An 11,247-nucleotide genomic window follows, 5' to 3' on the forward strand; every position below is an offset into this window, starting at 1 on the left:
TCCAATGGAACATTGTACCGCACTTATGCACGCGCTGCCGGACGGGATGGATGCCGGGCTGATTCTTTCAGAGCACAACCGCCGGTATCTCACCGGCTTTGCCGCTACAGACGGCATCCTGCTGGTGACGCGGACGCGCGCCATGCTGCTAATGGATTCCCGCTATATCGAGGCCGCCCGTGAGGAAGTCCGTGGCTGCGAGGTGGAACTGTTGCAGAACGGCGTGAAGCAAATGGAAGCGTTTTTCAAGGCTGAGGGTGTGCGCACGTTGGGTGTTGAATCGCGCGAGCTGCCTGTAGCGGAACTCAACCGGTTCCGCCCGCTGTTTCCGGATATAACATTCGACGACGGCAATGCGCTGAATGATACCATTCTGCGTCTGCGCATGGTCAAAGGCACGGAGGAATTGGACGCCATCCGGCGGGCGCAGGTCATTACAGATGATGCGTACAAACACATCCTGCCGTTTTTGAAACCGGGCGCGGCGGAACGCGATCTCGCGCTGGAGATCGAATATTTTATGCGGCAAAACGGAGCATCCGGTCCATCTTTCGATTTGATTGTGGTTTCCGGTGAAAATTCCTCCCGTCCGCACGGTGTGCCGGGCGCGCGCAAGCTACAGGCGGGGGATTTCATCACCATGGACACCGGCGCTATTGTGGATGGCTACTGCTCGGACATGACGCGTACGGTTGCGCTGGGATTTGTGACCGACGAGATGCGTAAGGTTTACGACACAGTGCTGGCAGCCCAGTTGGCTGCCGAGCAGGCGCTGGCACCCGGCAAAACGGGCAGCGAGGTGGATAAAATTGCCCGTGACATCATTTACGGTGCGGGCTACGAGGGTTGCTTCGGGCATGGGCTGGGGCATTCGGTCGGCCTACAGATTCACGAGGAACCGCGGCTCTCCCCCGCCTGCCATGAAACGCTGCAAAGCGGGATGATGATGACCATTGAACCGGGGATTTACTTGGAGGGGCGCTTCGGCGTGCGCATCGAGGATTTGGCGGTGCTTACCGACAATGGCTGCGAGATCCTTACGCAAAGCCCCAAAGAATTGCTGGTGCTGTGAGCGCGTCTGCGTGGCAGTACCTGTGTGCGGCTGGATTTTGGAAGGATTGTCCGCTTTTGCCGGGTAAACACTTGCAAAAATCTGTTTTATAGGATACACTTATCAGAGTAATTGTGAAATGATGCGGATTTGTTTTGCCCCGGCCCGGTTGGTGTCGGCGGCACAGGTTTGCTCTTTGTTTTTGGAGGGTTAACGAATGCTTTCAGCAGGCGATTTTCGGAACGGTCTGACATTTGACATGGACGGCAATGTGTTCTCCATTGTAGAGTTCCAGCACGTCAAGCCGGGCAAAGGTGCGGCGTTTGTGCGCACCAAATTGAAAAATGTGATCACCGGGGCCGTAGTGGAAAAAACATTCAATCCCACTGACAAATTCCCCGTGGCTTATATTGAGCGCCAAGATATGCAATACCTCTACAATGACGGCGATATCTACTACTTGATGGACAAGGAAAGCTTTGACCAACTGCCCGTCAGCGCGGCTGATATCGGTAACAATTTTAGATTTGTAAAAGAAAATATGGATATCAAAGTGCTTTCCTATAAGGGAAAGGTGTTTGGTATTGAACCACCTACTTTTGTGGAATTGCAGATTACCGAAACCGAGCCGGGCATAAAAGGCGACACGGCCACCAATGTGACCAAACCCGCCAAATTGGAAACTGGTACGGAGATTCGTGTGCCGCTGTTTATCAATGAGGGCGACATGATCCGCGTGGACACGCGCACGGGCGAGTATATGGAACGCGCATAAGGCTATACTATTTGCGGGTTCCTGTTTCATAAATCAATGATGTGTATACGGCACGGCCGGCAACAAACGGAGGCGCGTATTCGCGCGCTGTCCATACATGCTGCGCATAGCGCGGCGCAAGGGGGCGCTTGAAATGACAGTAACAGAAAAGGTAGCGTATCTCAAGGGACTGGTTGAAGGTCTTGGCGTGGACGAAACGTCCAAAGAAGGCCGGATCATTAAGGCCATTGTCGAAGTGCTCGATGATGTGGCGCTGACGGTCTCCGAAGTGGAAGACAGCGTGTCGGAAGTGGCCGAGCAGGTAGACGCCATCGATGAGGATCTGGAAGATCTTGAAAAGGATTTTTACGGTGACGAAGATGATGACGATGATGATGAGGACGACGATTCCGATTATTATGAGCTTACCTGCCCCAAGTGCGGCGAAAAAGTCTACCTCGATGACGACTTGCTTTCTGACGGAGAGATGACTTGCCCCAAATGCGGGGAAAAGTTGGAATTTGATTTTGGCACCGATGACGACGATGTTGGGTACGAAGAATCTGCCAATCAAGACGACGAACCCGAAAAATAAGCGCTTGGCTCTTATGAAAGCCGTCGGATAAAACCGGCGGCTTTTTTTAAAATGACACTGCTAAACATACCGTGCAGGAGGACGCATAACATTTGTGGCTGTGAATAGAATGTGGTTGCATCTGATTCATCCGGATTCCTGCGAAAAAGGAACCTAGTGTAGGGAATTTCTTGGTTTTGGAGTGACTAATGGAAGCAAGAACCGCCGTCTCATCAATCGCCCGTAATGTGGTTGGACTGCTGCTGATAGCTACCGCCATCCCCAATTTGGGCCTCAAAGCATTAACCCGGTTTGTGCCCCTGTTTGTTGTGACGGGCATCATCATGATTGCCTTGCCAATATTGCTTAAGTTGCCTGGCCAGCGATTTCAAAAGCTGAGCCGCAGGGTGTTCTGGGGTGTTTCAAGCGCTTGTTTGGTGATTTTTGGCGGTTTGATAATTGAAAGCTGTGCGATTATTTTCGGAGGCCTTGGCCAACAGCCGCCCGAAGATGCCACGGTGGTGGTTTTGGGAGAGGGAATGATGGGTGATCAACCCTCTACTAATTTAATGCTGTCTATCGAGAAAGCTGGGGATTATCTGCAAGCGCATCCACACGCGGTCTGTGTCGCCAGTGGCGGCATGCGTGGGACAACCACCACGGAGGCAAGAGCAATGCGCGAGGTGCTGGTATCAAACTACGGCATTCGTTCCTCCCGCATTATTCTTGAGGATCGCTCCCAGACCACCTTTGAAAATATGAAATACTCGGCGGCCATTATTCAACAGAAAGGGCTTTCCAAGAATATTGCACTCATAACGCCCAATTATCACATGCTGCGCGCCAAGATACTGGCTGACCGTCAGGGGGTGCACCCCTATGGTATACCAGCCGCTACGCATCTGCAGTGGCAGTGGAGAGACTATCTGCGCGCGTTGTTCGCTTTGCCCAAAAGCTTGCTGTTCGACCGATAGATGACGCCGTTCCGTATGGTTTTTTGAGTGGAGGACTTTTATGCAGCGACGAACACTTGTTGGACATATTGCCCGTGTTGCGGTCGGCCTGTTGCTGATGGCTACCGCATTGCCGCCCATGCAGCTGAAAGTGATGAACAGCTTTGTCCTGATGCCGGTTTTTCTCGGTGTGGCCGTCATTTTCCTGCCTGCCCTGTTGTGGCTCATCCGTAGGCTTTGCGGCAGGTATGCACGGCCGGTGTTGCGCCTGCTTGCAGCTGTTTGCATTATGGTTTTGGGTTGGCTGCTTGTGTCGTTCGGCGTGATTTTTGCCCACAGCTTTGGAGAAGTGCCTCCACAGGATGCCACCGTGGTGGTGCTGGGTGCAAAGGTGCAAGGCAAGGTGCCCACCATCGACCTGATGGGTCGGATAGATGCTGCGGGTACATATCTGCGCGCGCATCCCCGGGCGTTCTGTATCGCCACGGGAGGCAAAGGCCCGGAGGAAGCGATTACTGAGGCGGAAAGCATCCGGGATACACTCATGTGGCGGCACGGCATTGACCCATCCCGTATCGCGATGGATGACACGTCTACCAACACCATGCAGAACCTGCACAACGCGCGGACCATTATCCGCAAAAAGGGTCTTTCTACCCATGTGGCGCTGGTGTCGGATGGTTTCCATCTTTATCGTGCCGGCATCATCGCTCGGCGGAAAGGGCTGACGCCCTATGGTGTCCCGGCCGATACCGATTGGCGGCTGCAAGGGTATCTCTATCTGCGGGAGATTTTCGCTCTGCCCAAGACCTTGCTGTTTGATCGGTAGAGGTGCCTGAAACAAAGTTATTTCTGTTTTCTTTTTGTGTTCCGGGCAGGTTTTGAAGAGCGCGGATGTGCTTTTTGATAGCGCCGCAGAAAAATGTCCGCGATAAACGCCGAGAAAAAGGCGATCAGCGTGCCGACGATGCTCATGTGGGACGATGTGTTCGTATAGGTGAAAATAGGAGAAAACGGCAGAGGTATAAAATACCCGATGCATTGCCAGAACAGCAGGATTGCGACGGCCAGCAGATACCGGGTCAGTTTATCTTTATTCATAGTCCTATCCTTTTTATTGCAAAGAAAGCGGTTCCTTTTATTGTACCAAAAATGTATGGTAAAAACAACGCACGGAAAAAGCGCCGGAAACTCTTGTTTCCGGCGCTTTTTCATAAGAGAAGGGGGTAGAGGGGCTCAGTCGTCACAGCCGCCGAAGCCGCTGTTCCCGTTGCCGCAGCAGCAGAACAGAACGACGAGGATAAGTATGATCCAAAGGCAGGAGTTGTTGCTTCCTCCAAAGAAACCATTGCCACAAGACATGCAAAAGACCTCCTTTCAATGCTTTCATCAACATATTATGGCGAACGCCTGTCTGGGGTTCCTGCGTCGCCTTCGCCTATATGTGAGCGGGCTTTCCGCATCCGGTCTGCGCCGGATACTATCAGCATATGCATTTGCGCTGAAGTGTGCTATTTTATGAGAGGGTGCTGAACCGCTTTTTAAGTAAAAACATCTTGCCGGGGTAAAAAAACGTGCTTGGTGCCGAAAAATGTACCAAAATGGTATATAAATTAAGCTAAATCTCTCTGAGCCCTATTGACTTGATGGAAAAATGAGATATAATAAAGTCAAAAGGTCAAGGAAAGTCAAATGATGATAGGGGGTGCTTGTATGAAACTCAGCGACATGATTTCCGATATCATCCGACAGATGCTGCGCGAAGCAGACAACGGCATCGCGGAGATCCAGCGCAATGAGCTGGCAAGTCGTGTCGGCTGTGTGCCAAGCCAGATCAATTACGTTATCACTTCACGCTTTACGCCCGAACAGGGCTATATTGTCGAATCCAGACGCGGCGGCGGCGGATACATCCGTATCTCCCGCGTGCGGCTGGAGAGAGGGCAGACGATCATGCATGTGATCAATGCGGTCGGTGAGAAGCTGGATCGGGAAACAGCCCGCATCTTTTTATCCAACTTGCGCGAGGGCGGTATCCTGAGTGCGGCATCCGCGGGGCTTATCGGCGCCGCTCTTTCGGACCCAGCGCTGCGGGCCGCGCCGCAGGAGATGAGGGATGCGCTTAGGGCGACCATCTTCAAGCAAATGCTGGCCGTCTTGCTCAAATAAAGGAGGCAACAATTATGCTGTGTGACCACTGCGGAAAAAACGAAGCCACCGTCCATTTTCATGAGGCTGTCCACGGGCAGACCCACGAAGTACATTTGTGCAGCGAGTGTGCGGCCAAGATGGGGTATGACAAGCTGCTTGCCAGCCACGCCCCGTTCACCGGGATGACGCCGGACTGGCAGGATTTTCTGGGCAGCCTCTTTTCACAGGCGATGCCCAGCCACGGACCCGCAGGGAAATCATGCAGCTTTTGCGATACCACCTTTGAAGAGTTTGCCAAAAACGCCATGGCGGGCTGCCCGCACTGTTATCGAACATTTTATCAGGAATTGCTGCCGTCCATCGAACGCATCCACGGGAAAACCCATCATGTGGGTAAGATTCCCCGCAGTGCTTCGCGTGATATCGTCGCCAGAAGAGAAGAGGCCGTCCGGCTGCAACAGGTCGGTACCCTCAAGCACCAGCTGGACGACGCGGTATCTAAACAGGAATATGAACAAGCAGCTAAGCTGCGCGACCAGATCAAGGCCATTGAGCAGGGGGGTGAGGAGCAATGAAGTGGTATTTGGAAACCGGTCCCGAAGGGGATGCCGTTATCAGCACACGGGTACGTTTGGCACGGAATATCAGCGATATGCCGTTTCCCTGCAAGATGAATCTGGAACAGGCACGCAAGGTGGAAGAACTGACCAGAAATGCATTGATGGCTGATCAGGCGGTTGCGCAGGAGTTTGATTATATTGATATGGAGAAGCTGACGCCGTCGCGCGCAGTTTCCTATGCCGAGAAACATCTCATCAGCCCCGAATTTGCCAAAGAGCAGGCGGGCCGCGCACTTTTGCTTAAAAAGGACGAATCCGTCAGCATTATGATCAATGAAGAAGACCATATTCGCATTCAGGCGCTTTATGCAGGGTTCCGGCTGGAAGAAGCGATGGAGACAGCCAATCAGATCGACGACCTGTTGGACGAGCATTTGCACTATGCATTTGATGAGGATTTTGGCTATCTGACGGAGTGTCCTACCAACCTTGGCACCGGAATGCGGGCCAGTATGATGGTTCATCTGCCGGGGCTGACCCGTTCCCGGTCGCTGCCCAGTCTCGCCCAAGCCATTACCAAGCTGGGGTTCACCATCCGTGGATTGTATGGGGAGGGTTCCAAAGGCACAGGCGCGTTTTACCAGATTTCCAATCAAGTGACACTGGGTATTTCAGAAAACGAGGTGCTGCGTTCCCTCACTGGAATTGTGGGGCAGATCATTGCACAGGAGCGTAGTATTCGGGAGGAATTTAAGAAACTCGGCCCGGTGTTTGAGGATCGTATCTTCCGCAGCTACGGTATCTTGACCAACGCGCGGATGCTCACATCCGAGGAATTTATGAAACTCATCTCGGATGTGCGTTTTGGGATTACAATGGGAATCATAACGGAAGTGCCGCTTGAAGCTGTCAATGCTTTGCTGGGGGAGGTACAGCCCGCCACGCTGCAAACCAAGTCGGATCACCAGATGGATGAACGCGAACGCGACATTCTGCGCGCGCAGCTTGTGCGCGAGACCCTTACACACCTGCACTCCAATGAAAATGGGACCACCTGAAGGAGGATACGCACATGTTTGATAAATTTACGGAAAAAGCCGCAGCCGCTCTGAACCTTGCGTTGGAAAGCGCCCGGGATCTTGGGCACACCTATGTGGGAACTGAGCATATCCTGATCGGCCTGCTGCGCGAGGGCAGCGGCGTAGCCGCTAAGGTCCTTGAACAGCACGGCATTCAAGCGGATACAGTGGAAACGCTGGTGGCCGAATCCGTGGGCAAAGGCGCACAGCCATCTCACGTGACGGCACAGAGCCTTACCCCACGCGGCAAGCATATCATTGAGCTGGCCTATATGGAAGCACAGAACCTGGGTCACGGTTATGTAGGAACCGAACACCTGCTTATGGCGCTGCTTCGCGAATTTGATAGTGTGGCGGTAGCCGTCATGGTGCGGCTGGGATGCGACCCCAAAGAACTGTATACGGAAATCGTGCACGCCATCGGCGGCAGCACCCAGCAGCCGCAGGCCAAGGGCGAGGGTGCGGGCGCGGCACCTGTCAATCCGCAGCCTGCACGCCGTGCCAATACCAACACCCCGACGCTCGACCAGTTTGGGCGCGATCTTACCGAATTGGCAAAAGTTTCGCGTCTTGATCCGGTTATCGGCCGCTCGAAAGAAATTGAACGGGTCATCCAGATTCTTTCACGCCGCACCAAAAACAATCCTTGCCTGATCGGTGAACCGGGCGTCGGAAAGACCGCCATCGCCGAGGGACTGGCGGAAAAAATTGTGGAAGGCCGCCTGCCGGAAACACTAAAAGACAAACGGGTGGTCACGCTCGACCTTACGGGCATGATCGCCGGTACCAAATACCGCGGTGAATTTGAGGAGCGCATCAAGAAAGCGTTGGAAGAGGTGCGCAAGGCGGGTAATGTCATCCTCTTTATTGACGAGTTGCACACCATTATCGGTGCGGGTGCAGCGGAAGGCGCAATAGACGCTGCAAACATCCTAAAACCCATGCTGGCACGCGGGGAGATTCAGGTGATTGGCGCGACCACACTGAACGAATACCGCAAACACATTGAGAAAGACGCCGCGCTGGAACGTCGGTTCCAACCCGTAACCGTGGGGGAACCCTCTGAGGAGGAGGCGCTCCTGATTCTCAAAGGTCTGCGCGACAAATATGAGGCGCATCACAAAGTGCGCATTACGGACGAGGCACTTGAAGCGGCGGTTACGCTGTCCTCCAGGTACATTTCCGACCGGTTCCTGCCGGATAAAGCCATTGATTTGATGGATGAAGCGGCCAGCCGTGTGCGGCTCAAGGCGTTTACCGCGCCGCCGGATCTGCGCGATTTGGAAGAAAAGCTGAAAAAGCTGGCGGAAGAGAAGGAATCTGCCGTCAAGGCGCAGGACTTTGAACATGCGGCCAAATTGCGGGATAAAGAAAAAACGCTGCGTGAGCAGATGGACAACGCCAAAAAGGAATGGATGACCAGCAATGCCCGTTCTGTCAAAGAAGTTGGCGAAGAGGATATCGCTGAGATCGTCGCGGGCTGGACCGGTGTGCCTGTGAAAAAACTGGCTCAAGAGGAAAGCGAGCGTCTGCTGCACATGGAAGACGTGCTGCACCAGCGGGTTGTGGGTCAGGATGAAGCGGTTTCCGCCGTTTCCAAGGCCATTCGCCGCGGGCGTGTGGGCCTCAAAGACCCCAAACGTCCGGTGGGTTCGTTCATCTTCTTAGGGCCGACCGGCGTCGGCAAGACCGAATTGTCCAAAGCACTGGCCGAAGCGCTGTTCGGGGATGAGAATGCCATGATCCGCGTGGATATGTCCGAATATATGGAGAAACACACGGTGTCGCGGATGGTCGGGTCGCCTCCGGGCTATGTGGGATATGACGAGGGCGGTCAGCTCACTGAGAAAGTGCGGCGCAAACCTTATTCGGTGGTGCTGTTTGATGAGATCGAAAAAGCACACCCGGATGTGTTCAACATGTTGCTCCAGATTCTGGAGGATGGCATCTTAACAGACGCGCAGGGCCGCAAGGTCGATTTCAAAAATACGGTCATTATTATGACCTCTAACGTTGGTGCACGCATGATTACCGACAACCGCAAGTTGGGTTTCGCCAACGCGGACTTGCCGGCTGGTACCACCGATAAGGAGATCAAGAGCGATGTGATGGGCGAACTGCGCCGCACATTCCGCCCGGAATTCCTCAACCGGATCGACGATATCATCGTATTCCATCAGCTCACCAGCGCGGATATCCAGCAGATTGCCGGGCGGATGCTCAGTACCATCACCAAGCGTATCAAAACATTGGAAGTTGACATCACTTTTTCCGATGAGGTGATTGCCCATATTGCCAAAGAGGGTTTTGACCCGATCTATGGAGCGCGTCCGTTGCGCCGTGCCATTCAGGCTAAGATCGAGGACAAATTCTCCGAGGAAATGTTGGAAGGCAAAATTAAAGCGGGCGATACCGTCAATACCGTTATCAAAGACGATGTCATCACGTTTGAAAAGACCGCTTTGCCGCAGCAGGTGTGATAGTCGCAGAATGATATAAGTTTCTGCCGCGTCGGCTGCCCTGGCAAACAGGCAAAGGAAAAACCCCCAATCGTAATGATTGGGGGTTTTTCTGTGGTACAAAGACCCTATACAACTGGTACGCAAGAAGCGTAGCGATTAGATGTTGTAGAAAGTAGAGAGGCCCGGGAAATAGGCTTCTTCACCCAGCTGTTCCTCAATGCGGAGAAGCTGGTTGTATTTCTCGACGCGCTCGCTGCGGCTCGGGGCACCGGTTTTGATCTGGCCGGCGTTGAGGGCCACTGCCAAGTCGGCAATTGTGGTGTCGCCAGTTTCACCGGAACGGTGAGAAACAATGGCGGTGTAATTGTGGCGGTTTGCCAGTTCGATGGCATCAAGGGTCTCGGTCAAAGTTCCGATCTGGTTTACTTTGATCAAGATGGAGTTTGCGGCGCCCAACTCGATGCCTTTGGCCAAACGGGCCGGGTTGGTAACAAACAGATCATCACCGACCAGCTGGATTTTCTTGCCCAGTGCTTTGGTAAGGTCTGTCCAGCCTTCCCAGTCTTCTTCAGCAAGACCGTCTTCAAGGGAGACGATCGGGTATTTGGAAACGAGATCACTCCAGAAGTTGATGAGCTCGCCGCGGCTGAGTTTTTTCTGGCTCTTGGTGAGCAGGTAGCTGCCGTCTTCCTGATACCATTCGCTCGAAGCAGAGTCGATGGCAATGCGGAACTGTTCGCCCGGTTTGTATCCGGCTTTTTCGATGGCTTCCATGATGATCTTCAGTGCGTCTTCATCAGTGGCAAGGTCAGGGGCAAAGCCGCCTTCGTCGCCCACGGAAGTGGCAAGACCGCGGCCTTTAAGCACTTTGGCAAGGGCATGGAAAACTTCGGCGCACCAGCGGAGCGCTTCTGCAAATGACGGAGCGCCGACCGGCATGACCATGAACTCCTGAATGTCAACGGTGTTGGTCGCATGCGCGCCGCCGTTGAGGATGTTCATCATCGGGACCGGCAGGGTGTGCGCATTCACGCCGCCCAGATATTGATAAAGCGGCAGATCCAATGCTTTCGCGGCTGCTTTTGCTGCGGCGAGGGAAACGGACAGGATTGCGTTCGCACCCAGATTGGACTTGCCTTCGGTGCCATCCAGTTTCAACATGGTTGCGTCGACTTTCCGCTGCGAAAGCGCATCTACGCCCACGACTGCGTCAGCGATCGGACCATTGACGTTTTCAACTGCCTTGAGCACACCTTTGCCCAAATAGACGGATTTATCTTCGTCGCGCAATTCCAACGCTTCGAATTGACCGGTGGAAGCACCCGACGGGACAGCGGCCAGGCCAACCGTGCCGTCTTCGGTGATGACTTCTGCTTCCAGCGTGGGGTTGCCGCGGGAATCTAAAATCTGGCGGGCATGGACATGCTCAATGTGCAATTCTGATTTCATGAGGAAACCTCCCTGTTTCATATCTTTTTGCTCAATAAAATGGAGCAAAACGGCTACTTAACATATATTCACCTTTCTAATATAGCTCTTTTTTGTGTGTTCTTCAAGTCTTTTTTTGCTTAAAGCGGAGAATTTTTAAGGTATGGTGCTCTGTAAACCGTATTTCACTATAGGCAGAGAATTGACTGCCATGTTTTTACATTATATAAAGAAT

12 protein-coding genes are annotated in these 11,247 nt (G+C 53.3%); 9 read left to right on the forward strand and 3 right to left on the reverse strand.

The genetic code is table 11. The features are described from left to right. The first annotated feature begins 4 nt into the window (after positions 1 to 4). From ABF463_RS01000 to ABF463_RS01020, 5 genes are all read left to right on the forward strand, one after another. Positions 5 to 1,072, forward strand: coding sequence for a M24 family metallopeptidase (locus ABF463_RS01000; protein ID WP_415531667.1), 1,068 nt, complete (start codon positions 5 to 7; stop codon positions 1,070 to 1,072). A gap of 196 nt (positions 1,073 to 1,268) precedes the next feature. Then, positions 1,269 to 1,826: an elongation factor P gene (gene efp / locus ABF463_RS01005; RefSeq protein WP_415531668.1), complete on the forward strand. Its 558-nt coding sequence runs from the start codon at positions 1,269 to 1,271 to the stop codon at positions 1,824 to 1,826. Between the two features lie 133 nt (positions 1,827 to 1,959). Further along, positions 1,960 to 2,400 (forward strand): CD1247 N-terminal domain-containing protein, encoded by a 441-nt coding sequence (locus tag ABF463_RS01010; RefSeq protein ID WP_415531669.1) that lies wholly within the window; start codon positions 1,960 to 1,962, stop codon positions 2,398 to 2,400. Between the two features lie 188 nt (positions 2,401 to 2,588). Then, positions 2,589 to 3,353, forward strand: a complete 765-nt coding sequence (locus tag ABF463_RS01015; protein WP_415531670.1) for a YdcF family protein — start codon at positions 2,589 to 2,591, stop codon at positions 3,351 to 3,353. 40 nt (positions 3,354 to 3,393) lie between these two features. Continuing rightward, complete coding sequence (locus ABF463_RS01020) at positions 3,394 to 4,161, forward strand: YdcF family protein (RefSeq protein ID WP_415531671.1); 768 nt, start codon at positions 3,394 to 3,396, stop codon at positions 4,159 to 4,161. A 17-nt stretch (positions 4,162 to 4,178) separates the two neighbouring features. On the opposite strand, the gene ABF463_RS01025 is transcribed toward ABF463_RS01020, so the two are convergent. Continuing rightward, entirely contained in the window at positions 4,179 to 4,433 is a 255-nt protein-coding gene (locus ABF463_RS01025; protein WP_415531672.1) for a hypothetical protein, read from the reverse strand. Positions 4,434 to 4,568: 135 nt separating this feature from the next. Then, a complete protein-coding gene (locus tag ABF463_RS01030) occupies positions 4,569 to 4,694 on the reverse strand; it encodes a hypothetical protein (protein ID WP_415531673.1) in 126 nt (41 codons plus the stop codon). 351 nt (positions 4,695 to 5,045) lie between these two features. Between ABF463_RS01030 and ABF463_RS01035 the strand changes: the two genes are divergently transcribed. Genes ABF463_RS01035 through ABF463_RS01050 form a run of 4 tightly spaced genes read left to right on the forward strand, consistent with a single transcriptional unit; the run spans position 5,046 to position 9,602 of the window. Next, entirely contained in the window at positions 5,046 to 5,501 is a 456-nt protein-coding gene (locus tag ABF463_RS01035; protein ID WP_415531674.1) for a CtsR family transcriptional regulator, read from the forward strand. Positions 5,502 to 5,515: 14 nt separating this feature from the next. Continuing rightward, a complete protein-coding gene (locus ABF463_RS01040; protein WP_415531675.1) occupies positions 5,516 to 6,058 on the forward strand; it encodes a UvrB/UvrC motif-containing protein in 543 nt (180 codons plus the stop codon). Next, entirely contained in the window at positions 6,055 to 7,101 is a 1,047-nt protein-coding gene (locus tag ABF463_RS01045) for a protein arginine kinase (RefSeq protein ID WP_415531676.1), read from the forward strand. Before ABF463_RS01040 ends, ABF463_RS01045 begins: the two co-directional genes overlap by 4 nt. Before the next feature lie 14 nt (positions 7,102 to 7,115). Beyond that, entirely contained in the window at positions 7,116 to 9,602 is a 2,487-nt protein-coding gene (locus ABF463_RS01050) for an ATP-dependent Clp protease ATP-binding subunit (protein ID WP_415531677.1), read from the forward strand. Between the two features lie 138 nt (positions 9,603 to 9,740). Here ABF463_RS01050 and eno read toward each other — a convergent pair whose 3' ends face one another. Continuing rightward, positions 9,741 to 11,033, reverse strand: coding sequence for a phosphopyruvate hydratase (eno, locus tag ABF463_RS01055; RefSeq protein ID WP_415531678.1), 1,293 nt, complete (start codon positions 11,031 to 11,033; stop codon positions 9,741 to 9,743). Between the last annotated feature and the right edge of the window lie 214 nt (positions 11,034 to 11,247).

This window comes from Ethanoligenens sp. (assembly GCF_047718355.1).
Taxonomy (GTDB): Bacteria; Bacillota; Clostridia; order Oscillospirales; family Ethanoligenentaceae; genus Ethanoligenens.

Coding starts and splice junctions, on each gene's coding strand:
- efp (WP_415531668.1), top strand. CDS start 1,269: ATGCTTTCAGCAGGCGATTTTCGGAACGGTCTGACATTTGACATGGAC.
- ABF463_RS01035 (WP_415531674.1), top strand. CDS start 5,046: ATGAAACTCAGCGACATGATTTCCGATATCATCCGACAGATGCTGCGC.
- ABF463_RS01040 (WP_415531675.1), top strand. CDS start 5,516: ATGCTGTGTGACCACTGCGGAAAAAACGAAGCCACCGTCCATTTTCAT.
- ABF463_RS01030 (WP_415531673.1), bottom strand. CDS start 4,694: ATGTCTTGTGGCAATGGTTTCTTTGGAGGAAGCAACAACTCCTGCCTT.
- ABF463_RS01025 (WP_415531672.1), bottom strand. CDS start 4,433: ATGAATAAAGATAAACTGACCCGGTATCTGCTGGCCGTCGCAATCCTG.
- ABF463_RS01020 (WP_415531671.1), top strand. CDS start 3,394: ATGCAGCGACGAACACTTGTTGGACATATTGCCCGTGTTGCGGTCGGC.
- ABF463_RS01015 (WP_415531670.1), top strand. CDS start 2,589: ATGGAAGCAAGAACCGCCGTCTCATCAATCGCCCGTAATGTGGTTGGA.
- ABF463_RS01010 (WP_415531669.1), top strand. CDS start 1,960: ATGACAGTAACAGAAAAGGTAGCGTATCTCAAGGGACTGGTTGAAGGT.
- ABF463_RS01045 (WP_415531676.1), top strand. CDS start 6,055: ATGAAGTGGTATTTGGAAACCGGTCCCGAAGGGGATGCCGTTATCAGC.
- eno (WP_415531678.1), bottom strand. CDS start 11,033: ATGAAATCAGAATTGCACATTGAGCATGTCCATGCCCGCCAGATTTTA.
- ABF463_RS01000 (WP_415531667.1), top strand. CDS start 5: ATGGAACATTGTACCGCACTTATGCACGCGCTGCCGGACGGGATGGAT.
- ABF463_RS01050 (WP_415531677.1), top strand. CDS start 7,116: ATGTTTGATAAATTTACGGAAAAAGCCGCAGCCGCTCTGAACCTTGCG.